Origin of the sequence: Rhizobium sp. L43 (assembly GCF_002531725.1) — a bacterium.
In the GTDB taxonomy this organism is placed as follows: domain Bacteria; phylum Pseudomonadota; class Alphaproteobacteria; order Rhizobiales; family Rhizobiaceae; genus Rhizobium.
The window spans coordinates 303403-326722 of record NZ_NWSQ01000002.1; the positions used below are offsets into that span (position 1 = coordinate 303403).

Here is a 23320-nt window from a genome sequence, read left to right on the forward strand (position 1 = left end):
CCCCATGGACGGCGTCACGGTCATCGATCACCCGCTGGTGCAGCACAAACTCACCATCATGCGGCGCAAGGAGACATCGACGGGAAGTTTCCGGCGGCTGCTGCGCGAAATCTCCACGCTTCTCTGTTACGAGGTGACCCGCGATCTCGAACTGACGATGGAAACGATCGAGACGCCGCTGCAGACGATGGAATCGCCGATCCTCGAGGGCAAGAAGCTGGTCTTCGCCTCGATCCTGCGCGCCGGCAACGGGCTGCTCGAAGGCATGCTCGATCTCGTGCCCTCCGCCCGCGTCTCCCATATCGGCGTCTACCGCGACCACGAGACGCTGCAGCCGGTCGAATATTACTTCAAGGCGCCGGAGGATGTGGCCGAGCGCCTGATCATCGTCGTCGACCCGATGCTGGCGACCGGCAATTCGTCGATCGCGGCGATCGACAAGCTCAAGGAACGCGGCGCTCACAATATCCGCTTCCTCTGCCTGCTCGCCGCCCCGGAAGGCATCCGCAACTTCCGCGCTGCCCATCCCGATGTTCCCGTTTTCACCGCATCGATCGACAGCCATCTCAATGAGAAGGGCTATATCGTGCCCGGCCTCGGCGATGCCGGCGACCGCATGTACGGCACCAAATAGCTTCAGCCTTCCTTTACCAAATCGAAAGAGTTTAAAAGGCCCGGATGCTTCGTTCCGGGCCTTTTTGTATGGATATTAGCAACTTATCAGGATTTGAGGTTTAGCAAGCTTGAAGCATGAGGCCCTGCATGAAGCCGGGTTTAACAGGAAGGATTTCTGTTTCATGCTCGTGCGTACCGTCATATTCGCCAGCATCGCCGCGGTGCTGGCCGCACAGGCGCCTTCCTTCTTCGGAAGCACCGGCCAGCAGCCCGCCGACGCTCTTTCCGCCAATTACGTATCGCCTGAAAGCAACAAGCCCGCCGCACCCGCGCCGGTTTCCGGCAGCAACGCGATCCGTCTACAGGCGGATGCGCAGGGCCACTATACCGGCAGCTTCAAGATCAACGGCAAAACGGTGCAAGGCCTGATCGATACCGGCGCCACCTATGTGGCGCTCAACGAGACGCTTGCCCGCCGGCTCGGCTACACGGCCAACCAGCTCGATTTCCGCTATGGCGTGAACACCGCTAACGGTCAGACGAAGGCGGCGCATGTGATGCTCGACCGGGTCGAGATCGGCGGTATCCGCGTGCGCGAGGTCGAAGCCTTCGTCCTCAAGGACGATGCGCTGACGACGACGCTTGTCGGCATGAGCTTCCTGCGGAAACTCGCCTCCTATTCCGTCGCCGACGGTTCGCTCAGCCTCAAGCAGTAGGTGTCAGATAAGGCCTGTAATCACCGGTGTCGGCTCCGGCCGGTCCTCAGTGATGTGGTAATGCCCGGCAAGGGCAGCCGCCGCCTTCTCCGCCGCTGCTTCGTCGGCGGCATGAACCAGCGCGATCGGGTCGCCCGCACTGACGCGCGTGCCAAGCGGCAGGAGTTCGGAGAAGCCGACGCGGTGGTCGATCCGGTCTTTGGGATGGCGCCTGCCGCCGCCGAGATCGATGACGCTGACGCCGATGCCGCGGGCATCGCAGGCGGCAAGCCAGCCGGACCGAGCGGCCGGGATAGATTTTTCCACTGGCGCTCTGGCCAGATATCGGTCGGGGTTTTCGATGAGGTCGGGCGGGCCGCCGAGCATGGAGACCATGCGCGCGAAGACTTCAGCCGCCCTCCCCGATGACAAGGCCTGACGCGCCATCCCGTCAGCTTCCTCAGACGAGGCGGCAATGGCTGATTTCACCAGCATTTCGGCGGCGAAGGCAAGAACGACGGTCGCAAGCCGTGTATCCGCCTTCCCACCCGCCAGGAAATCCAGACAGTTGCGCATTTCGACAGCGTTGCCGGCACTATCGGCGAGCGGCTGGTTCATGTCGGTGATCAGCGCCGAGGTCTTTACGCCTGCTCCATTGGCCACTTCGACCAGCGACCGTGCCAGGATCTCGGCCTGGGCGCGGTCGGCCATAAAGGCGCCGTTGCCGACCTTGACGTCGAGCACCAGCGTCTGAAGCCCGGCCGCGAGTTTCTTCGAGAGGATGGAAGCAGTGATGAGGGGAATGGAATCGACGGTGGCGGTCACATCCCGCACGGCATAAAGCCTGCCGTCGGCAGGCGCCAAGGTGCCGGTCTGGCCGATGATGGCGCATCCCGCCTCTTTTACGACCTTGTGGAACAGATCGGCATCCGGGGTAATCATATAGCCTGGAATGGATTCGAGCTTATCCAGCGTTCCGCCGGTATGGCCGAGGCCGCGCCCCGATATCATCGGCACGGCGAGGCCGCAGGCGGCAGCGATCGGCGCCAGCATCAGCGAAACATTGTCGCCGACGCCGCCTGTCGAATGTTTGTCGGCGATCGGGCGGTCGATGTCAGCCCATTGCAGCCGATCGCCGGAGTCGGCCATGGCAAGCGTCAAGGCGACGGTTTCCTGGCGCGACATGCCCTTGAACCAGACGGCCATGGCGAATGCGCCGATCTGGCCCTCCGACAATTGGCCGGCAGCGAGTGCCGCGATGAAAGAGTTGATATCGGCGGGGCCTAGTTCCTCCCCATCGCGTTTACGCCGGATGATCTCCTGCGGAATCATCTCAATAGCTCGACGCCGCAGCAGATGCCGGCTGCGCTCCGCCGAGAACCGCCAGGATATCGTCGAGCAGGCCGGAGGCGCCGAAACGGAAGGTCGACGGCATCGCCCAGTCAGGCGCCATGATGGTTTCGGCAAGGCTCAGATAAAGTGCGGCATCAGCCACCGAGCCGATGCCGCCGGCCGGCTTGAAGCCGACCTTGCGTCCACTTTCGCGAATGGCGCGGATCATGATGTCGGCGGCTTCGAGCGTGGCGTTGACGGCGACCTTGCCGGTGGAGGTCTTGATGAAATCCGCGCCTGCCTCGATGGCGAGTTCGGAGGCGCGGCGGATCAACGCCGCATCCTTCAACTCGCCGGTCTCGATGATGACCTTCAGCAGGACCGGGCCGGTGCATTCGGCGCGCACCGCCCTGACCATGTCGGTCACCGCCTTCTCATTGCCTGATATGAGCTTGCGGTAAGGGATGACCAGATCGATGTCGTCGGCGCCGTCGGCAATCGCCTCGCGCGTTTCGGCGGCAACATCGGCCACTTCCATATCGCCGGAGGGGAAGTTGACGACGGTGGCGATGCGCACGGCATGGCCGGTGCCGAGGATATTGCGGGCCTGAGCGACGAAGCGCGGCCAGATGCAGATCGCAGCGCTGTTGCCGTAGGGCGTCTGTGCACGGGCGCAGAGCGCCTCGATCTGCGCCTCGGTGCAATCATCCTTCAAATTGGTGAGGTCGAGAAGGGAAAGGGCGACAGCTGCCGTCTCCCGGATGGAATGGCTATTCATCTTCGTTTCCTCTGGAGCATGATGCCGAAAAGTGTGAGCGGTTTTCAGCATCATGCTCTAACTATATAATTTAGAACAGGATTCAGATTTTAGGCCGACCCGGCCTAAAATCATCCTGTTCCAGCCGCAATCATCTCTTTCAATATGGCGGCGAGACGGGCGCCGCCGATAGGCGCCATGTCCTTGGTTTCATCATGGCTGAGCTCATTGCCGGTCATGCCTGCGCCATAGTTGGTGATAACCGAGGCGGCGGCAACCCTCAGGCCCAGCATTCTTGCGATGATGACCTCGGGCACCGTCGACATGCCGACGGCATCGGCGCCAAGGATGCGCGCCATGCGGATTTCGGCCGGCGTTTCAAAGCTCGGACCGGAGAACCACATATAGACGCCCTGCGCCAGCTCGATCTTGAGCTTCGCCGCCGCCCTCTGCATCGCCGCGGCGAGGCCGGCATCATAGGCATTGGTCATACCAACGAAACGGTGGTCGCTTTCCTCGCCGATCAGCGGGTTCATGCCGGAATAGTTGATGTGATCGGCAATCCGCATCACCGAACCGGGCGGCAGGTCGTCGCGCAGCGATCCGGCCGAATTGGTCAGGATCAGCGCTTCGACGCCGAGCGCCTTCAACACCTCGATCGGCAGGCGCATGGCGTTGGCATCGCCCTTTTCGTAATAATGCACCCGGCCGGAGAGCATCGCCACGGGTTCGCCGCCGAGACGGCCGGCGACAACTTCGCCCGCATGGCCGGAAACGGCACTGACGGGAAAGCCCGGCAGATCCTTGTAGGGAACACGGACGGCGCCTTCCAGCTCTCCGACGAGCGAGCCGAGGCCGGAGCCGAGCACGATGCCGTGGCGCGGCTTGATGCCGCCGAGCAGTGCGGCGAGCAGGCTGACCGTCGCCTTCATCCGAGTTCCGTCTCGAAGCTGAAGGGAAGGAGCTCTTCCATCGTCATGGTCTTCTTTACGCCCGCCTCATCGCAGAGGTAGATCTTCGTGTCCTTGGAAGCGAATTCGGAGATCTTCTGGCGGCAGCCGCCGCAGGGCGGGCAGAGCGGCAGTTTCTCCGCAATGACGGCCATTTCGACGATCTTCCTGGCGCCGCCCATGATCATGGCGCTGATCGCCGTCGGCTCGGCGCACCATCCTTGCGGAAAGGAAAGGTTCTCGATGTTGGCGCCGGTATAGACCCTGCCGTCCTCGGCGCGGATCGCCGCGCCGACGGGGAATTTCGAATAGGGCGCATGGGCAAAGGCCATGGCGCCGCGTGCGGCCTCGAACAGATCGTGAGACATATCAACGCTCCTTCGTATAGGGCACGCCGCCGGCCTTCGGCGGGATCGCGACGCCGATGAAGCCGGCAAGCAGGATGCAGGTGAGGATATAGGGCAGCGCCTGGAAGACCTGAACCGGCACTTCGCCGATCAGCGGCACTTGCTTGCCCTGCATGAAGTTCGCCAGCGCATCGAGGAAGCCGAAGAGCAGGCAGGCAAACATCACAGGCACCGGCTTCCACTTGGCGAAGACGAGGGCGGCGAGCGCGATATAACCCTTGCCGGCCGACATGTCCTTGATGAAGGCAGCGGACTGGGCGATTGCCAGATAGGTACCGGCAAAGCCGCAGAGGATACCGGCGCACATGACGGCACGGTAGCGCAGCCAGGCGACCGAAATGCCGGCCGTATCGACCGCGCCCGGATTTTCGCCGACAGCGCGCAGCCTGAGGCCGAAGCGCGTGCGGTACAGAACCCACCAGGAGAAGGGCACGGCGAGGAAGGCGAGATAGGTGAGGATATTGTTGCCCGATATGACGTTGGCGTAGAGCGGGCCGACGATCGGTATGTCGCGGGCGACATCGGCGCCCGGCAGGATGATCGGTGCGAAGCGCGCATCCGCCGGCAGCTGCGGCGAGCGCCCGCCCTGGCCGAACCAGGCCTGACCGAGCACGATGGTGATGCCGGCGATGAAGAAATTGATCGCCACACCCGAGATGATCTGGTTGCCGCGATTGGTGATCGAGGCAAAGCCATGCACGAGGCTGAGCGCCACGGAGCAGACCACGCCGGCGCCAAGGCCTGCCCAGGCCGAGCCCGTGAGATAGGCCACACAGGCGGCGGCGAAGGCCGAGCCAAGCATCTTGCCTTCGAGACCGATATCGAAGATGCCGGCGCGTTCGGAAAACAGGCCGGCAAGTGCGGTGAAGATCAGCGGAATGGAGAGCCGGATCGTCGAGCTCAGAACGCTGATGAAAATTTCATAATATTCCATCGTCCGCTCCTCAGGCTCGCTTGAACTGCTGGTAGATGTGCACCATTGCCGGGCGGAACATATATTCAAGCGCGCCGGCAAACAGAATCACCAGCCCCTGAATGACGAGGATCATCTCGCGGGTGATGTTGGGCATTTCGAAGGAGATCCAGTCACCGCCCTGATAGAGGACGCCGAAAAGGATCGCAGCGAAGATAATGCCGAGCGGATGGTTTCGTCCCATCAGCGACACGGCGATGCCGACGAAGCCCGCGCCACCGACGAACTCCACCTGCAGACGGGCCGACGAGCCCATGACCGGATTGAGCGCCATCATGCCGGCGAGCGCGCCAGAGAGCAGCATGGCGATGATGATGGTGCGCGCATGGGGCGTGCCGGCATAGTCGGCGGCTGTCGGGCTCATGCCCAGCGTGCGCATATCAAAGCCGAGCTTGCTGCGCCACACCAGCACCCAGACGAACCAGGCGGCGAACAGCGCGATGATGAAGGAGACGTTGAACGGGGCAGCGCCCAGTTTGGCTCCGAACATCGTCATGACCCAGCCGAGCTTCGGAAGCTGTCCGCCTTCGAGGAAGGTGCGGGTTTCCGGCGCCATTTTGCCCGGCACGATCAGCACATGCACCAGCAGATAGACCATGAGGGCAGCTGCGATGTAATTGAACATGATCGTCGTGATGACGATATGGCTGCCGCGCTTGGCCTGCAGGAACGCAGGAATGAAGGCCCAGGCGGCACCGAACAGGCCGGCGCCGATAACGGCGATCGGCATCGTCACGTACCACGGCACGTAACGATCGAGCGCCAGCGCCACCAGCGCACAGCCAAGCCCGCCAATATAGGCCTGACCTTCCGAGCCGATGTTGAAGAGGCCGGCATGGATGGCGACGGCGACAGACAGGCCGGTGAAGATGAAACTGGTCGCGTAATAGAGCGTGAAGCCTATGCCTTCGCCGCTGCCGAAGGCGCCTTCGATCAGCAGCGAGAGGGCGGCAAGCGGGCTTTCGCCGATCAGCCAGACGACGAAGCCCGAGATCAGGAAAGCGACGACCAAGTTCAAAAGCGGGATCAGACCGTAATTGATCCAGTTTGGTAGCGGAACGGAAGCAGTGCTCATAAAGGCCTCACGCGGCAATGCCGGCCATCATCAGGCCGAGGGTCTGTTCACCGGCATCGGGCGTCTTCTCGCCGACGACGTGGCCGGCGAACATGACAAGGATACGGTCTGAAAGGGAGCGGATTTCATCGAGTTCCACGGAGACGAGCAGGATCGCCTTGCCGGCGTCGCGCATTTCGATGATCCGGCGGTGGATGAATTCGATGGCGCCGATATCGACGCCGCGGGTCGGCTGGCCGATGATCAGCATCTTCGGATCGCGTTCGATTTCGCGGGCGACAACGATCTTCTGCTGGTTGCCGCCGGAGAAATTCGCCGTTTTCAGCCGCGGGTTCGGCGGGCGGATGTCGTATTTTTCGATCTTCTCCATCGCATCCTTGCGGATCGCTTCAAGATCGAGCAACGGGCCGCGGCTGTAGCCCGGGCGGCGATGGTAGCCGAGCACCGAATTTTCATATTCCTCGAACTTCAGAACCAGCCCCATATGGTGGCGGTCCTCGGGAATATGGGCAAGGCCGAGTTCGCGCAGGCGGGCGGGATCTGCCTTGTCGATCGTCTGGCCGTCGAGAAGGATTTCGCCGGAGGCGGGCTTGCGGATGCCGGCAATCGCCTCCAGCAATTCGGACTGGCCGTTGCCGGCGACACCGGCAATGCCGACGATCTCGCCGGCGCGCACGTCGAAGGAGACATTGTCGACCATGGTGACGCCGCGATTGTCCTTGACGGTGAGATTGCGGACGGAGAGCACCGCGGCGCCCGGGTTGGCTTCACCCTTCTGCACGCGCAGCAGCACCCGGCGGCCGACCATTAGCTCGGCAAGCTCCTCCACCGTCGTTTCCGCCGTCTTGCGGGTCGCGACCATTTCGCCGCGGCGCATGACCGATACCGTGTCGGTGATCGCCATGATCTCGCGCAGCTTGTGGGTGATGAGGATGATCGTCTTGCCCTGGTCACGCAGCACCTTGAGGATGCGGAAAAGGTGATCGGCTTCAGCAGGCGTCAACACGCCTGTGGGCTCGTCGAGGATCAGGATCTCGGCGCCGCGATACATGGCTTTCAGAATTTCGACGCGCTGCTGCAGGCCGACCGGAAGCTCTTCGATCAGCGCGTCCGGATCGACCTCGAGGCCGTATTCCGTTTCCAGCCGCTTGAGTTCGGCACGGGCCGAGGCCACGCCTCTCGCCAGCAGCATGCCGCCTTCGGCGCCGAGCATGATGTTCTCGAGCACGGTGAAATTATCGACCAGCATGAAATGCTGGTGCACCATGCCGATGCCGGTGGCGATCGCCGCCTGGCTGTCACGGATGGTGACCGGATTGCCGTTGACGCGGATCTCGCCGCTGTCGGCATGGTAAAAACCATAGATGATCGACATCAGCGTCGATTTGCCGGCGCCGTTTTCGCCGATGATGCCGTGGATCGTCCCCTTGGCAACGGTAAGGTTGATGTCCTTGTTGGCATGGACGGCACCGAATTTCTTATCGATGCCGACAAGCTCGATAGCGGGCTTATCTGTCACGGCAGGCTCCAAATAAGAAAAGGGCGTATGGCGAAAATCCCCTCCGCCATACGCCCGATCTCAATCGTCGATTACATCAGGGCGCGGATCACTTCGGGCAAGCATTGTCCGAGGTGTAATCGTGAACCTTGATGGTTCCTGCGATGATGTCGGCCTTGGCCTTGTCGACGGCGGCCTGCATTTCCGGCGTGATCAGCGACTTGTTGTTGTCGTCGATCGCAGCACCGACACCATCTTCCTTGACGCCGAGCGCCTGGACGCCACCGGTGAACTTGTCGTTCTTGGTGTCGCTATAGGCGTTGTAGACGGCGAGGTCGACGCGCTTGACCATCGAGGTCAGGACCGAACCCGGATGCAGATGGTTCTGGTTGGAATCGACGCCGATCGACAGCTTCTTGTTGTCGGCGGCGGTCTGCAGAACGCCGAGGCCGGTGGCGCCGGCTGCCGCGTAAATGACGTCGGCGCCCTGGTCGATCTGGTTCTTGGTGAGTTCGCCGCCGCGAACCGGGTCATTCCAGGCTGCACCCGTGGTGCCGGTCATGTTCTGGAAAACTTCGACATCGGCCTTGGCAGCGCGCGCACCCTGCTCGTAACCGCATTCGAACTTGCGGATCAGCGGAATATCCATGCCGCCGACGAAGCCGACCTTACCGGTCTTGGATGCCATGCCGGCGAGAATGCCGACGAGGTAGGAGCCTTCTTCTTCCTTGTAGACCACCGAGCGGACGTTCGGCTTGTCGACGACGGAGTCGACGATGATGAACTTGGTATCCGGGAATTCGGCCGCGACCTTCTCGATCGCCGAAGTCCAGGCGAAGGATACGGCAACCACCGGATTGAAACCGCGGCTTGCGAAGTTGCGGATGGCCTGTTCGCCCTGTGTGTCGCCCGTCGGCTCGAAGTCGCGATAGGCGATGCCGGTCTCGGCCTTGAATTTTTCGGCGCCGTTATAGGCCGCTTCGTTGAAAGACTTATCGAACTTCCCGCCGGTGCCGTAAACCAGCGCCGGCTTGACATCGGCGGCAAGCGCCGTCGTCGACATGGCAGCCACGGCAAGGAGAGTGAGAAGGGATTTTTTCATTGTGCAGCCCTGTTGTTGCTATTCGTTAGGGGTCCTCCCGCAAGCCCTTTTCGGACATGTCTGCGGAACCACCGACCTCCCCCCGGAGGCCTGGCTGCGCGCATCCTTGCATGGCTCACGGAAAAATTCACCAGAAATTTTTCAGGCGGTAAAGATTTGCAGGGATTGCCGAAAATCCATTCCCCGGGGCTGATTTTTAGACATTTCCGCCGCCGGGATGCAAAATTTCCAGCCAATCCGACGGCCTGTCGGGCTTATGGAAACACCGGCGGCCGATCGGATCCCGGCCGGGCCGCGGCGGCAAAACCCGCTTCCCTATGCGATAAAGCGACCCCTATGCCGTGAAACGACCGGCCACCGGCGGCTTCTTATAGCCGATCATCCAGAGAAGCAGCGCGATCACCAGGAAAACCGCAAAGGCCGGCTGGAGCATCAGCCATTGGAAGATGAAGGTGTAGAAACGTGGATGGATATAATAGGAAAGGGAGGATTGCAGCGAGGTCAGGGTTGTCGGGCTGACATCCTGCCAGGCATCGGAGATCGGCGTCATCACCACGGCGGAGGCCGCAACCGATTGGATCGAATCGATGGTCCCGGCAATAACGGCCGCCGCAAGCGCGACAAGACTCGCCAGACGCAACAGGAAACGCATCAATTCCTCCGACGCTTCGATATGCCGGACAATCCCGGCCGGCCGCGCCATTCTCCACCCTGAGAATTACATAGTCATCGCTGAGGTGAAGCACAATGGACGGGCGGAGGCGAGTTTTATCGGAAGAAGTCAAAAAACTGTTAGATTTCGGTTGATCGACAAAAATTCATCGGTATATATCGCGCCGTTCCGACGATTTGCTCCTCTCCGGGCGCGAACGCCAAAAAAGGACAGGTGGCCGAGTGGTTTAAGGCGCACGCCTGGAACGCGTGTGTACGTGAAAGCGTACCGTGGGTTCGAATCCCACCCTGTCCGCCATGATGCATTTTCGCATCACATGTCTCCTCACGATCCGAAGTCGTTTGGCAAAGCCGTTTCGCATCGAAATGCGAACGTCAATTTCCGCATCCATGCGATCGATTGGGAGAAGCCGTTCCTCTCCGGCACTGGCCGGCGCAGCCTTGTGGGCATCCGTGCCATCTTATGCCGGGAACGAAGGCCGCAACGAACGACACCGTGGTTTATCCTTGCTTGTCCGGTATTTTACCGTACAATTAAACAAGGAGACAAAATTATGCCACAGCAAACTACCCGCACGACCCGACTGGAAGCGCGCATCAGTCCCGAAGCATTGGCAATCGTCAAGCGCGCCGCCGAGATGGAGGGCCGCAGCCTGAGCGATTTCGTCGTCTCGGCGGCACAGGATGCGGCGCGGCGAACGATCGAGGAAACCCAGCTTATCCGTCTGTCGATCGAAGGCCAGGCGCGTTTTGTCGATATGCTGCTCGACCCGCCGGAGCCGACCGATGCCCTGAAACGCGCCAGGGCGGCCCATGACGCCTTGATCTTGAAGGCGCGGTGACGGTGCAATTTACGATCGAAGCCTTGAACTCCGGTCATGACCGCAGGAATTTCGCCTGCGGTATTTTCGTGCTGGACCGGTATTTGAGGGAACAGGCGGGGCAGGATATCAAACGCCGCGCGGCGCTTTGCTACGTCGCCTGTCCGGAAGGTTCCGCCCGTATCGCCGGATATTATACAATTTCGGCCGGGGACGTGGCGTTGAAAGATATTCCAGACGACAAGGCCCGCCGCCTTCCGCCTTATCCGGTCATCCCCGTTGCCCGTGTCGGACGGCTGGCGATCGACAAGGACTTTCAAGGCCGAAGGCTCGGCGCAGCCCTGCTATGGGACGCGGCCAGTCGTGCCCTGCGTTCGGAATTGGGCGTTTTTGCGCTGGCCGTTGATGCGAAAGACGAACAAGCCGCCGCATTCTATCGCCATTTCGGATTCATCGCTTTCGAAGCGAAACCGTTGCAGCTTTTCCTTCCGCTGGCGACTGTGGCGAAATCGCTCTGACTTTCATCAGGCTGGTGCTGTAGCGGCGTTGGTCGCCGTTGCGACGAGAGGAGCTGCGATCGTCCAGCTTGATCGAGAGATATTTGCGCTGCGCCTCGCGGACGATTTTCTTCCAGGCCGCGCCGAACTCGACATTCTGTAGAGAGCGGGATTAATGCAACGTCGCTCAGCAGGGTTTGGTTTCCGCTGGTTTTTGGCGGGTTCTGCGGCGCTTAATTCCGGACGGCTTCAGGACATCGTGATGCATAGTCCGTCTTAAAATGGGTGTGTCTTTGGCCTATGCTGACCTGCACGAACATTTAGGCGAAAGCTGCAAAGTCGGTGGACAAGGATGATGCTCCGGGGGAAATCGCGCGCATTCGGCGACGATTAACCGATCTGAATGAAGAACGGATGGAGCTTGAGCGCGAGTTAGAAGCCCTTGAGCAACAGCTGATCTCCGATAGTTCCGCCGAAGTCCAGAGGCAGTCTTTTGCCGATGCCCCTGTTACCAGCAGTTCGCCGTCGGCGGACAAAATTGACCTGTTCCGGCGTCTGTTCGCTGGGCGTCCCGATGTCTTTCCGGTTCGATGGGAAAACAAAAAGGATGGACGCTCCGGGTATTCGCCGGCCTGTTCCAACGAGTGGACGAAAGGGATCTGCGGCAAGCCGAAAGTCAAATGTGGGGAATGCCTGCATCAGGCTTTCATCTCCCCTTCCGCAGACATTATCGAAAAGCATCTTCGCGGCGGCAACGCCCACTCGGGCGACTTTGTTGCCGGGGTGTATCCCTTGCTGCAGGACGAAACATGCTGGTTCCTCGCGGCTGACTTCGACAAGGAGAGCTGGGCGGATGACACCAGAGCATTGCTGGCCACCTGTCGTGTCAAAGGAATTCCGGCAGCCCTTGAACGGTCGAGATCGGGGAACGGCGGCCATGTCTGGATATTCTTCTCTGAGCCTGTTCCGGCCAGGATCGCCCGGCAACTCGGCGCGGCCCTGATCACCGAGACGATGGAGAACCGTCCCGAGATCGGCTTCACGTCTTATGATCGTTTCTTTCCCAATCAGGACACGATGCCGCTTGGCGGCTTCGGTAATCTGATCGCGCTCCCCTTACAAAGGAAAGCTCGCGAGAACGGCAACAGCGTTTTTGTCGACGACGACTTGCGACCCTACGATGACCAGTGGGCATACCTGTCGTCTTTGCCCAGGCTATCAGCGGACACAGTCTTCAGAATCGCCGACGAAGCTGAATTGTCGGGACGGGTCTTGGGCGTCCGGATGCCGGTCGATGACGAACATGCTGACGAGCCGTGGAAGATGTTGCCGTCACGCCGCAGCGAGACCCCGCGAATAGGCGCGACGATACCGCAAAGCATAAGCGTCGTGGTCGCGGATCAGATGTACATTGACAGGACGGCGCTTCCGCCGGCCCTGATAGCGCAGTTCGTGCGTCTGGCGGCATTCCAGAACCCGGAATTCTATCGCGCGCAGGCCATGCGCCTGCCGACATTCGGCAAGCCGCGAATCATCTCATGTGCCGAGCTTCATTCGCAGCATATCGCATTGCCGCGAGGTTGTTTCAACGAGGCAATTGAACTCATCAAGGACCACGGCGCGACCGCCAATTTGGAGGATCATCGCGAAAATGGAAGCGCTCTACCTGCCGACGTTTCGTGCCGAGGGGAATTGCGCCTGCCGCAATCGCGGGCCTTTGACGCTCTTGTCGCCCATGACAATGGTGTGCTCGCAGCGACGACAGCCTTTGGCAAGACCGTCGTCGCAGCCGCCCTCATTGCCCATAGGAATCGCAACGCGTTGATTCTCGTTCATCGCCGGGAACTCCTTACGCAATGGGTGGAGCGCCTGAGTTCCTTTCTGACCATTGACCCAAAACAGATCGGCATTATCGGGGGTGGAAAAAGAAGGCCGACGGGCGTTATCGATGTCGCGCTGATCCAGAGTTTGGTCCGCAATGGAGAGGTCGCCGATATCGTCGGCGATTACGGCCATCTGATTGTCGATGAATGTCACCATCTGTCCGCTGCAAGCTTTGAGCTTGTCGCTCGGCGATCCAAAGCCCGATACGTCGTTGGCTTGTCTGCGACCGTTGCCCGAAAGGACGGGCATCATCCCATCATCTTCATGCAATGCGGCCCCGTTCGCCATCGGGTGGATGCAAGAGTTCAAGCTGCCGAGCGCGGCATTCGTCATCGTGCCCGCGACCGTTCGACAAAGTTTGAGTTGCCGGCGTCTCTGGCCTCGATCGAACGACCGTCAATGCCCGCAATCTATGCGGCCCTTGCTCAGGACCACGGCCGAAATGGCCTTATATTCGACGACGTACTGAAAGCGCTTGAAGCTAAGCGTTCGCCCATCGTCCTCACAGAGCGGAAGGACCACCTCGATTATCTTCACGATAGATTCTCGCCTTTCGTGAAAAATCTCGTGGTGCTACGTGGCGGCATGTCGGCGAAAGACCGCAAGCAAGCCCAGACGGCATTGAATGTCCCTGACGATGTAGAACGCCTGATCCTTGCGACGGGCCGCTATATCGGTGAAGGATTCGACGATGCTCGGCTCGACACATTGTTCTTGACGATGCCGATCGCCTGGAAGGGGACTTTGGCGCAGTATGTCGGCCGTCTTCATCGCCAGCACGATGGCAAGAGAGACGTCCTGGTCGTTGATTATGTCGATAACGCTGTTCCCGTTCTGGCCCGGATGGCCGCGAAGCGGCGAGTGGGTTATCGCGCGCTGGGCTACGTGATCGAATAGAGGCGCCCGCCGGAAGCGGAGCGCCCTTGGCCTGATCAGCGGGACCAGGAGAGCTTGTGCTCGCCTTTGTCGCCCTGGACGAGGGAGACGCGGTGCGATCGAAGCCCCAGGAAAGAAACTATAAGGCTCCAACTTGCGGGACAGAACCCGAAACTTTTTCTAACGGGGCCGCCCGGCTGCTGAATTGCCTGCCAAGAACGATCCAACGTGATCACCGTTATGGATAGCTATCGGAATATTTCCGAGATCTCGTTTGTCGCTGAGACGGCACCCCCTCGGAGCCCGCCTTCGGAAATCTGGAATTTGCGAGCCAGAACAATCGAAACATAGCATATTCCAAATGTCGACGCGGATTGAGAAATCACCATCACCACCAAAGCGATCAGGTTTAGTTTTCCACCCTGAAAGACACTATCGGCTTCGTATGACATCGATGCCGCTGCCGTTATCAATATGAAGGCAGCAACGAAGGGAAGAACAAGACCGGCAAACAGGCGCAGAAAGGTCGGAACTAAACCATATCGTCCCCTGCTCAAAGCATCGGCAAGCCCGCTCTTCGAACCCGCAATTCCGGCAGTGGGCCAAGTTCCGACAAGGGCAAGGAGCAGCGGATAGACGATTGCAATCACCGCAAGGCATAGGAGCAGGAATACGTCCCTCGAAAAGGACGCGGCACCCAATGCGATGGGGAGGCCGACCCCGACTCCCATCACGGCGAGCATGATGAGCAGGTTTTTCCAGATGTAGCCACCGATGCCGCCCATGCCTCCGCTGTTGAGGCCTAATACTTTCCCGTCTCCATTTAATATTGCACTCTGAACGCAATATCCAAAATAGAGAACAATAAAATACCGCGTCGAACTACTGCCGCCTCGACCGCTGTAATCCTCAAAAGCGACGACCGCGCAACCGATTGCAACAAAAACACACGCAAAAGACAGATTACGTCTTATAAAGGAAATCGTTTCACCTAGCATTGCACCCCTGCCATCCCTCGCCTCTGGATCGAAGATATCGTCATTAAAAGATCACGCTGTCAAACGCCCGAGTCTATTCCACCAAGTTTGTGCAGGGAAGGCGAACCCGTAAGGTGACGACTCTCGCAAGATTCCTGATTTTTTACCATGCGGCTTCACCGTGTCTTTGCACGTTTGGGTTTAGGTTCTGCCAAACCAAAAAACAGAGGTAAAACAGATGGAAGAACTTTCGGTAAAGTCGAAGATCATCAAATCCGTCTATTTCAGCCAGGACGACGGGCGGCTCAGGATTTGTTTCAAGAATGGCGAGGAGCGTCTGTTTGCGGGCGTTCCCTCCTCGGAAGTCCATGCGATGACGGCAGCGCCGTCTCCCGGCCACTATTACCTCGACCGGATCAGAACCCGGTTTCGCAGACTGGCGGCCTGAAAAGCCGAGGGATGCAGCCGGCCGACGATGCAGGATGCACTGGATCGGAACAGGTCCGGTGGATATTAACCGGCCGTTAGCCATCGATGACATCTTGGTTGGATCGCACCGGCCGGAACGCGGCAACGTGTCGGCGCTGCCGGCTTGTTCAAGGTCGGCCAGCCGGGAGGCTTGGCGGCGGACCCCAGCCAGGAAGCCGAGCCTCCCCGTCACAAGGTGTTTGTGGAGCATGATGCCGAAACGCCCGAGCGGCTTTCAGGCGCCAGCAAGCTCCCTTGTCTGACCGACATGGGATGGTACCGGGGCCGGTCACCCCTGAATTAGCGCATTGGGGCTAATCCTGTGAAAAACCCGAATTATCGAATCCGGACTCGACAATGCTTTATTAGCATGCTTGCATAAAGCTATCGGATAGGACCCGGGGGGTGATAATGTTCGAGAATCTGCTGGAGATGCAGGAGCGTGGCGTGCGGGACCGCGCGCGCGGCCGCAGCCTGGACGACAATCCGATGTCGAAACCGGATGTCCTGCCGATTGCCGATTTCCAGGAATGGTACTCGATGTTCGACGCCTGGCGATTCGGCTGGTCGATCGAGGATGCGATGGCGGGACATGGCAATGCGCCACGGGAGGGCGGCGCCTCGTCGCGGACCTACACCAGAACGGTCTGATCGATCCTGTCTTCGGCGCCGAAGAATTTCAGATAGCGCTCGACCTCTGCCGGTTCGCCGGTCGCCTTCTGCGGATTGTCGGAGAGCTTCACCGCCGGGCGGCCGTTGGCGTCGCTGACCTTGCAGACGATGGAGATCGGGTTGAGGCCGGAAATTTCGGTCGGCGCGCAGCCGGAAAAATCGTTGGTCAGGTTGGTGCCCCAGCCGAAGCTCATGCGCACGCGGCCTTCGAAATGCCGGTAGGTATCGATGATGGCGTCGACATCGAGGCCGTCGGAGAAAATCAGCAGCTTCTGGCGCGGATCGCGACCCATCTTCTTCCACCAATCGATAATCTTTTCACCGCCTTCGATCGGCGGGGCACTGTCCGGACGGAAGCCGGTCCAGTCGGCGACCCATTCCGGCGCGTCGCGCAGGAAAGCAGCAGTACCGAAAGCATCCGGCAGGACGATCAGCAGGTTGCCGCCATAGAGCTTGTTCCAGTCGCGCAGGATCTTGTAGGGCGCATTGCGCAGCTGCTCGTCGGTTTGCGCAAGGGCGGCAGCCACCATCGGCAGCTCGTGGGCATTGGTGCCGACGGCTTCGAGATCGGAATCCATCGCCAGCAATACGTTGCTGGTGCCGGTAAAGGCCGGGCCGATGCCTTCCTTCAGCGCCTCGACGCACCAGCGCTGCCAGAGGAAACTGTGACGGCGGCGGGTGCCGAAATCGGAGATGCGCAAGCCCGGCAGTTCCTTCAGCCGTTCGACCTTCGACCACATCTTCGCCTTGGCGCGGGCATAGAGCACATCGAGGGTGAAGGGACCGAGCGCCTTCATCGCCGAGCGCGACCTGAGCTCGTTGACGATGGCAAGCGCCGGGATCTCCCACATGGTGGTTTCCTTCCACGGCCCGTGGAAATCCAGTACATATTGCCCGTCCTTCTTCGACAGCTCGTATTCGGGAAGCTGGAAGTTGGAAAGCCAGGCGAGGAATTCCGGCTCGAAGATCTGGGCGCGGCCGTAGAAGCTGTTACCCGCCAGCCAGATCATCTCCTTCTTGGAGAGTTTCAGCGTGCGGGCGTGATCGAGCTGTTCGCGCAATTCGCCTTCGTCGATCTCATCGGCGAGGCGCACGCGCTTGGTGCGGTTGATGAGGGTAAAGGACGCGTTCACGTCGGGATAGAGCTTCCAGATCATCTGCAGCATCAGCAGCTTGTAGAAGTCGGTATCGATCAGGCTGCGGACGATCGGATCGAGCTTCCAAGCGTGATTGTAGACGCGTCTTGCGATATCGGTCCTGGCCATGAGATTCCTGCCCCTGTCCACTCCGGTCAGGTGCTGCCAAGTTCCCGAGTGCTGCCAAGTGCGGGGCCGGCACACGAAACCGGCTCGTGCGCCTTCTTATCGAAAAATCGGCAGAGAAAGTCCAGACAAATCAATAAACATCCCGCCGCGGTACGGCGGCGGGATGCGGGAAATCATCTGCCGACGCTCATTCCGACGCTCATTGCGCCGGCGCGGCAGGTTGAGCCGGGGTTGCAGGCGTGACGCCGGAGGCGGCCGGGGCGGTATTCTCAGTCTCTGTGGGAACCGCAGTGCCGTTCTGGAGCGTTGGCGCAGGCGCCGCATCAGGCCGCTGCGACTGTAGCTGCTGGCCGGGCTGCTGTGGCGCCACCTCATTTGCTTCGCGCTTACCCCAGATCTCAACCGGTATCCAGACCACGAAAGCGAGCACCAGTGCGGCAAGCAGCACCAGCAGGACGCGATAACCCGTCCGCCCCTGCCTTGCCTTCACCGGCGGGATCTGCTCTTCGCGATGAAGCTTGCCGTCGGACTTTTCCCAGCGTGTTTCCGTCTGATGCGCCATCATCGTCTCCTTCCGCTGCCTTGACGGGCCGATCCGGCCCCAAAGAATTCCGCAGAAGAAACGGGTGGGTGTCGGGAAGGTTCCCCCGGGGTTTTGGAGCCTTTCCGGATTAGATTGCAGCATTCTGTTGGCTCAAACGGAGTCGGATGGTCGACCGGCCGGCGCGCGTCGTAGCCCAGCTCTACGGCCAAGCCGGCCGGTCGATCAGCCGGCCCGTTTCAGCCAACCCTCCCGCAGATTTGCCTGGCAAATCTGCAAGACTTAAAATCGCCGGACGCGCTAGTCGCTTCGCATGGCGAAGCGGTGCGGCCGGTGGGCCGGGCATCTTTGCGTCAGGGCAAAGATGCCCGGCAGAATGCTTCAATCTAACCCGGAAAGGCTCTAGTAGCCGACGGCGCGGTCGACCACGAATTGCAGCGGCTCGCCGCGCTCGAAACGGGCGATCTGCGCCTCGACATGACGGAATAGCGCGTTTTCTTCAGAGACTGCCGCGTCGTGCGGCGTGATGAAGACGTTCTCCAATTCCCACAACGGGTTGTCGGGACCAAGCGGCTCCACCTCGAAGACATCGAGGGAAGCACCGCCCAGCGTACCGCTGCGGATGGCGGAAACGATATCGGCCTCGACCTGGCTCTTGCCGCGGCCGGCATTGATGAAGACCGGCATTCCGAGCGCGCCGTTGCTGCGGAGCTTTTTGAATAGCCCGCTATCATAGAATCCCGTCGTCTCCGGCGTCAGCGGCAGCAGGCCGACGAGGATGTCGGTCTTGCCGAGGAAGCTGTCCAACCCGCCGGCATCGAAGGTTTCGACGCCGTCGATGTCTTTGCGGGTGCGCGACCAGCCGATGACGTTGAAACCCATTACCTTCAGCTTGGCGACCGCATCCAGCCCGAGAACACCGAGACCCATGACGCCGACCGTGACCTCCGCCGCTTCCGGCGCGGTCAGCTTGGCCCACTCACGCCGCCGCTGATGGCTGTCATGGGCATATTGCCCGCGCAGATGCAGCAGGCATTGCATGACCACCCATTCGCTCATGCGGGTCGTCAGGCTGCGGTCGACGAAACGCACGATCGGGATCTCGGGCAGGCCGTCCATGCCGATAATATGGTCGACGCCGGCGCCGCCCGAGAAAATCGCCTTGAGGTTCGGCGCCCGCGCGAAAAGGTCGGCGTCCGGCTTCCAGACAAGCGCGTATTCGAGACGGCTGAGATCACGCTTCCCGTTGGCGGGATCGGCGAGATTGACGCTGCCGCGATCGGCAAAGGCCGTCTTCAAAACGCGGGCGACGCCTTCGGGATTGAACTTGATATCGACGAGAACGGGAGGAGGTGTGGGCATGATCAACTTTACTGCTGCACGGCGGGCGTCGGCACCGCCTCGATGTTGAAGGCGGCGGCCATCAGCGCCCTGGTGTAATCGTCCTTCGGCGCACGGAAGATTTCCGCGGACGGTCCTTGTTCCACCACCTTGCCGAAACGCATGACGATGACGTCGTTGGCGAGCGCCTTCACCACCTTCAGGTCGTGGCTGATAAAGAGATAAGCGAGATCGTGCTTCTGCTGCAGATCGCGCAGCAGATCGACCACCTGGGCCTGCACGCTCATATCAAGCGCGGAGGTCGGCTCGTCGAGCATGACGAAGCGCGGCTTCAGCACCATGGCCCGGGCAATGGCGATGCGCTGGCGCTGGCCGCCGGAGAACTCGTGCGGATAACGCCAGCGGGTCATGGGATCGAGACCCACCTCCTCCAGCGCCCAGCAGACGCGCTGGTCGCGCTGTTCCGATGTCAGTGCGCGCTCATGCACCTTCAACCCTTCGGCGACGATATCGCCGACCGACATGCGCGGACTGAGCGATCCATAAGGATCCTGGAAGACCACCTGCAGCTGGTTGCGCAGCGGCCGCATCTCGCTGAACGAATAGCCGGCTATATCCTTGCCGACAAAGGCGATCCGCCCTTGCGAAGAGATCAGCCGGGTGAGCGCCAGGCCGAGCGTGGTCTTGCCGGAACCGGATTCGCCGACGACGCCGAGCGTCTGGCCGGCGCGCAGCGAAAGATCGATGCCGTCGACCGCCTTGACGTGATCGACGACTCGACGCATCAGCCCAGCCTTGATCGGGAACCAGACGCGAATGTCAGAACCTTCCATCACCACCGGCTTCGACGGATCGGCAAGCGGCGGCTCGCCGCGCGGTTCGGAGGCGAGGAGGTGGCGGGTGTATTCGTGCTTCGGGTTGGCGAAGACGTCCTCGACCGTTCCGGTTTCGACGATCCTGCCCTTGGTCATGACGCAGACGCGATCGGCGAATTTGCGCACGATGCCGAGATCATGGGTGATGAACAGCATCGACATGCCGTGTACGGCCTTCAACTGCCGCAGCAATTCGAGGATCTGCGCCTGCACGGTGACGTCGAGTGCGGTGGTCGGCTCGTCGGCGATCAGCAGTTCCGGCCGGTTGGCGAGCGCCATGGCGATCATGACGCGCTGGCGCTGGCCGCCGGAGAGTTCGTGCGGATAGGCCTTCAACCGCTTTCCCGGTTCGCGGATGCCGACCTGATTCAGCAATTCCAGCACACGCTGACGCGCCGGCTCACCGGTGAGGCCCTGGTGCAGGGCCAGGATCTCGGCGATCTGCTTCTCGATCGTATGAAGCGGATTGAGCGAGGTCATCGGCTCCTGGAAGATCATGGTGATGTCGTTGCCGCGCACCTCGCGCAACGCCCGCTCCGACGCCTTCAACAGGTCCTTGCCCTTGAACAGGATTTCGCCGGAGGGATGGCTTGCCGAGGGATAAGGCAGAAGCCGCAGGATCGAATTGGCTGAGACCGATTTGCCGGAGCCGGACTCGCCGACAAGCGCCACGACCTCGCCCTTGGCGATATCGAAGGAGATATGATCGACGGCCAGCGAGGTGGCGCCGCCCTGGTGAAAGGCCACCGAGAGATCGCGAACGGAGAGCAGCGTTTCTGTCATGTCACTCATTGAAACGTCTTCCTCGGATCGAAGGCATCACGCACGGCTTCGCCGATGAAGATCAGCAGCGACAGCATGATCGACATGGCGAAGAAGGCCGTCAGGCCCAGCCATGGCGCCTGCAGGTTGCTCTTGCCCTGGGCGATCATCTCGCCGAGCGAAGGGGAGCCCGGCGGCATGCCGAAGCCCAAGAAATCGAGCGAGGTCAGCGTGGTGATCGAGCCGGAGAGGATGAAGGGCAGGAAGGTGAGCGTCGCGACCATGGCATTCGGCAGCAGGTGGCGCCACATGATAGTGCGGTTGTTGACCCCGAGTGCGCGGGCGGCGCGGACATATTCGAAATTGCGGGCGCGCAGGAATTCGGCGCGCACGACGCCGACGAAGCCGACCCAGGAGAAGAGCAGCATGATGCCGAGCAGCACGAAGAAGCCGGGCGGCAGCAGTGCGGCGATGATCAGCAGGATGTAAAGCACCGGCATCGACGACCAGATCTCGATGAAGCGCTGCAACAGCAGATCGGTCCAGCCGCCGAAATAGCCCTGCACCGCGCCTGCCGTCACACCGATGATTGCCGAGCAGATGGTCAGCACCAGGCCGAAGAGCACGGATATGCGGAAACCGTAGATGACGCGGGCCAGCACGTCGCGCGCCTGGTCGTCGGTGCCGAGCCAGTTGAGATTGCCGAGGGTGCAATCCGGATCATTCACGCCTTGCGGATAACCGGCGCAGCGCTCCTCCTTCGACATCAGCCAGAAGGGGGCGGTGGGGGCCGAATGCGGAATGTTGGAATTGACCGAGCGGTAGGAATAGCGGATCGGCGGCCAGATCATCCAGCCATTGGCATTGATCTCGTCTGCTATCACCGAGGAACGGTAGTCGGTCTCGGCCAGGAAGCCGCCAAACTTATCCTCGGGATAGTCGACAAGGACAGGAAATAGGATCTCGCCCTTGTAGGAGGCGACGATCGGCCGGTCGTTGGCGAGAAACTCGGCAAACAGGCTGAGGACGAACAACAGCAGGAACAGCCACAGCGCCCAGTAACCGCGGCCGTTCGCCCGGAAATTCTGCCAGCGGCGGATGTTGGTCGGCGACAGCAGGCCCTTGCGGGGCGGCTTGACGGGTGTTGCGACAGCAGGATCTGCGGAGGCGTCCATCAGACATCCCTCCGCTCGAAATCGATGCGCGGATCGATCCAGGTGTAGATCAGGTCGGAAACCAGGCTGACGACGAGGCCGAGCAGCGAGAAGATGTAGAGCGTGGCGAAGACGATCGGATAATCCCGGTTGATGACCGAGAGATAGCCGAGACGACCGAGGCCATCCAGCGAGAAGATGTTTTCGATCAGCAGCGAGCCGGTGAAGAAAGCGGAAATGAAGGCGCCGGGAAAACCGGCGATGATGATCAGCATGGCGTTGCGGAAGACATGACCGTAGAGGACCTGCCGCTGGTTGAGGCCCTTGGCGCGGGCGGTGACGACATATTGCTTCTTGATCTCCTCGATGAAGGAGTTCTTGGTCAAAAGCGTCGTCGTCGCGAAGGCGGAGAGCGAAAGCGAGATCAGCGGCAAGGTGAGGTGCCAGAAATAGTCGAGCGGCTTCTGCCACCAGGCCAGCTGGTCGAAATTGTCCGAAACCAGGCCGCGCAGCGGAAACCAGTCGTAGAAGGAGCCGCCGGCGAAAAGCACGATCAGGAGAATGCCGAAGAGGAAGCTCGGGACGGCGTAGCCGACGACGATGACGCCCGACGTCCAGACATCGAAGGTCGATCCATCCTTGACCGCCTTGCGGATGCCGAGCGGGATGGAAATGGCATAGGAGAAGATCAGGATCCAGATGCCGAGCGAGATCGACACCGGCAGCTTCTCCTTGACGAGTTCGAGCACGGAGGTGTTGCGGAAGAAGCTCTCGCCGAAATCGAAGCGGATGTAATTCCACATCATCTCGCCAAAACGGGTCAGTGGCGGCTTGTCGAAGCCGAATTGCTTTTCGAGCTTGGCGATCAGTTCCGGATCGAGCCCCTGGGCACCGCGATATCTGGAGCCTTCGTCGCTGCTGCCGCCGCCGAGAAGATCACCACCGCCGGACAGGCGCTGGTCGGCACTGTCGGCCTGGCCGGTCAATTGGGCGATCACCTGCTCGACGGGGCCGCCGGGGGCGAACTGAATGACAGTGAAGGAAATCGCCATGATGCCGACGATGGTCGGGATCATCAAAAGCAGGCGGCGAAGGATATAAGCGCCCATCA

General features: G+C 60.7%; 23 protein-coding genes, 1 tRNA gene and 1 pseudogene. 8 read left to right on the forward strand and 17 right to left on the reverse strand.

Going from position 1 to position 23320, the window contains the following annotated elements; translation table 11 throughout:
* Window positions 1-4: 4 nt before the first annotated feature.
* Together upp and CO667_RS04060 are read left to right on the forward strand one after the other, a co-directional pair.
* Window positions 5-634 (forward strand): uracil phosphoribosyltransferase, encoded by a 630-nt coding sequence (gene upp / locus CO667_RS04055; protein ID WP_012759721.1) that lies wholly within the window; start codon window positions 5-7, stop codon window positions 632-634.
* A gap of 163 nt (window positions 635-797) precedes the next feature.
* On the forward strand, window positions 798-1331 hold the full coding sequence (locus tag CO667_RS04060) for a TIGR02281 family clan AA aspartic protease (RefSeq protein ID WP_097617309.1): 534 nt from the start codon (window positions 798-800) through the stop codon (window positions 1329-1331).
* 3 nt (window positions 1332-1334) lie between these two features.
* Here CO667_RS04060 and deoA read toward each other — a convergent pair whose 3' ends face one another.
* The 9 genes from deoA to CO667_RS04105 all read right to left on the reverse strand — a co-directional run bounded on the left by deoA (window position 1335) and on the right by CO667_RS04105 (window position 10056).
* A complete protein-coding gene (gene deoA, locus CO667_RS04065; RefSeq protein WP_097617176.1) occupies window positions 1335-2642 on the reverse strand; it encodes a thymidine phosphorylase in 1308 nt (435 codons plus the stop codon).
* A 1-nt stretch (window position 2643) separates the two neighbouring features.
* Entirely contained in the window at window positions 2644-3420 is a 777-nt protein-coding gene (deoC, locus tag CO667_RS04070) for a deoxyribose-phosphate aldolase (RefSeq protein ID WP_097617177.1), read from the reverse strand.
* A 110-nt stretch (window positions 3421-3530) separates the two neighbouring features.
* Entirely contained in the window at window positions 3531-4331 is an 801-nt protein-coding gene (locus tag CO667_RS04075; protein ID WP_097617178.1) for a purine-nucleoside phosphorylase, read from the reverse strand.
* Window positions 4328-4717: a cytidine deaminase gene (locus CO667_RS04080; RefSeq protein ID WP_003571096.1), complete on the reverse strand. Its 390-nt coding sequence runs from the start codon at window positions 4715-4717 to the stop codon at window positions 4328-4330. Before CO667_RS04080 ends, CO667_RS04075 begins: the two co-directional genes overlap by 4 nt.
* A gap of 1 nt (window position 4718) precedes the next feature.
* Window positions 4719-5690 carry an ABC transporter permease gene (locus CO667_RS04085; protein WP_097617179.1) on the reverse strand — a complete coding sequence of 324 codons (972 nt, stop codon included), beginning with the start codon at window positions 5688-5690 and terminating at the stop codon, window positions 4719-4721.
* 10 nt (window positions 5691-5700) lie between these two features.
* Window positions 5701-6804: an ABC transporter permease gene (locus CO667_RS04090; RefSeq protein WP_097617180.1), complete on the reverse strand. Its 1104-nt coding sequence runs from the start codon at window positions 6802-6804 to the stop codon at window positions 5701-5703.
* Between the two features lie 7 nt (window positions 6805-6811).
* Window positions 6812-8323, reverse strand: a complete 1512-nt coding sequence (locus CO667_RS04095; RefSeq protein ID WP_097617310.1) for an ABC transporter ATP-binding protein — start codon at window positions 8321-8323, stop codon at window positions 6812-6814.
* A gap of 88 nt (window positions 8324-8411) precedes the next feature.
* Window positions 8412-9404, reverse strand: coding sequence for a BMP family ABC transporter substrate-binding protein (locus tag CO667_RS04100; RefSeq protein WP_003571100.1), 993 nt, complete (start codon window positions 9402-9404; stop codon window positions 8412-8414).
* 334 nt (window positions 9405-9738) lie between these two features.
* Window positions 9739-10056, reverse strand: a complete 318-nt coding sequence (locus tag CO667_RS04105) for a hypothetical protein (RefSeq protein ID WP_097617311.1) — start codon at window positions 10054-10056, stop codon at window positions 9739-9741.
* 228 nt (window positions 10057-10284) lie between these two features.
* Between CO667_RS04105 and CO667_RS04110 the strand changes: the two genes are divergently transcribed.
* From CO667_RS04110 to CO667_RS04120, 3 genes are all read left to right on the forward strand, one after another.
* A tRNA-Ser gene (locus CO667_RS04110) sits at window positions 10285-10374 on the forward strand.
* A gap of 256 nt (window positions 10375-10630) precedes the next feature.
* Window positions 10631-10918 (forward strand): DUF1778 domain-containing protein, encoded by a 288-nt coding sequence (locus CO667_RS04115; protein ID WP_097617181.1) that lies wholly within the window; start codon window positions 10631-10633, stop codon window positions 10916-10918.
* Entirely contained in the window at window positions 10915-11415 is a 501-nt protein-coding gene (locus CO667_RS04120; protein ID WP_097617182.1) for a GNAT family N-acetyltransferase, read from the forward strand. Before CO667_RS04115 ends, CO667_RS04120 begins: the two co-directional genes overlap by 4 nt.
* Here the strand turns inward: CO667_RS04120 and CO667_RS34670 are convergent.
* Window positions 11348-11539, reverse strand: a pseudogene (locus tag CO667_RS34670) (hypothetical protein); the annotation flags it as partial. The gene CO667_RS04120 and the pseudogene CO667_RS34670 sit on opposite strands and share 68 nt — an antisense overlap.
* A gap of 197 nt (window positions 11540-11736) precedes the next feature.
* On the opposite strand from CO667_RS34670, the gene CO667_RS04125 reads away from it, so the two are divergent.
* Complete coding sequence (locus tag CO667_RS04125) at window positions 11737-14175, forward strand: DEAD/DEAH box helicase (protein ID WP_245433058.1); 2439 nt, start codon at window positions 11737-11739, stop codon at window positions 14173-14175.
* Window positions 14176-14402: 227 nt separating this feature from the next.
* Here the strand turns inward: CO667_RS04125 and CO667_RS04130 are convergent, their stop codons facing one another.
* The gene (locus CO667_RS04130) at window positions 14403-15152 is read right to left on the reverse strand and encodes a hypothetical protein (protein ID WP_097617184.1); all 750 of its coding nucleotides are present in this window, start codon (window positions 15150-15152) and stop codon (window positions 14403-14405) included.
* 217 nt (window positions 15153-15369) lie between these two features.
* Between CO667_RS04130 and CO667_RS04135 the strand changes: the two genes are divergently transcribed.
* Window positions 15370-15579, forward strand: coding sequence for a KTSC domain-containing protein (locus tag CO667_RS04135; protein ID WP_097617185.1), 210 nt, complete (start codon window positions 15370-15372; stop codon window positions 15577-15579).
* A 431-nt stretch (window positions 15580-16010) separates the two neighbouring features.
* Window positions 16011-16250, forward strand: a complete 240-nt coding sequence (locus tag CO667_RS04140) for a CrpP-related protein (RefSeq protein WP_097617186.1) — start codon at window positions 16011-16013, stop codon at window positions 16248-16250.
* On the opposite strand, the gene pncB is transcribed toward CO667_RS04140, so the two are convergent.
* The 6 genes from pncB to CO667_RS04180 all read right to left on the reverse strand — a co-directional run bounded on the left by pncB (window position 16232) and on the right by CO667_RS04180 (window position 23318).
* On the reverse strand, window positions 16232-17536 hold the full coding sequence (pncB, locus tag CO667_RS04145; RefSeq protein ID WP_097617187.1) for a nicotinate phosphoribosyltransferase: 1305 nt from the start codon (window positions 17534-17536) through the stop codon (window positions 16232-16234). The genes CO667_RS04140 and pncB overlap by 19 nt on opposite strands.
* 199 nt (window positions 17537-17735) lie before the next feature.
* Window positions 17736-18101: a hypothetical protein gene (locus tag CO667_RS04150; RefSeq protein WP_179874052.1), complete on the reverse strand. Its 366-nt coding sequence runs from the start codon at window positions 18099-18101 to the stop codon at window positions 17736-17738.
* 378 nt (window positions 18102-18479) lie between these two features.
* Window positions 18480-19439 (reverse strand): glyoxylate/hydroxypyruvate reductase A, encoded by a 960-nt coding sequence (locus CO667_RS04165; protein WP_097617313.1) that lies wholly within the window; start codon window positions 19437-19439, stop codon window positions 18480-18482.
* A gap of 8 nt (window positions 19440-19447) precedes the next feature.
* Window positions 19448-21085, reverse strand: coding sequence for an ABC transporter ATP-binding protein (locus CO667_RS04170; protein ID WP_097617188.1), 1638 nt, complete (start codon window positions 21083-21085; stop codon window positions 19448-19450).
* Window positions 21082-22230, reverse strand: a complete 1149-nt coding sequence (locus tag CO667_RS04175; protein WP_097617189.1) for an ABC transporter permease — start codon at window positions 22228-22230, stop codon at window positions 21082-21084. The genes CO667_RS04170 and CO667_RS04175 overlap by 4 nt, the downstream gene beginning before the upstream one ends.
* Window positions 22230-23318 (reverse strand): microcin C ABC transporter permease YejB, encoded by a 1089-nt coding sequence (locus CO667_RS04180; RefSeq protein WP_097617190.1) that lies wholly within the window; start codon window positions 23316-23318, stop codon window positions 22230-22232. Before CO667_RS04180 ends, CO667_RS04175 begins: the two co-directional genes overlap by 1 nt.
* Window positions 23319-23320: the final 2 nt, after the last annotated feature.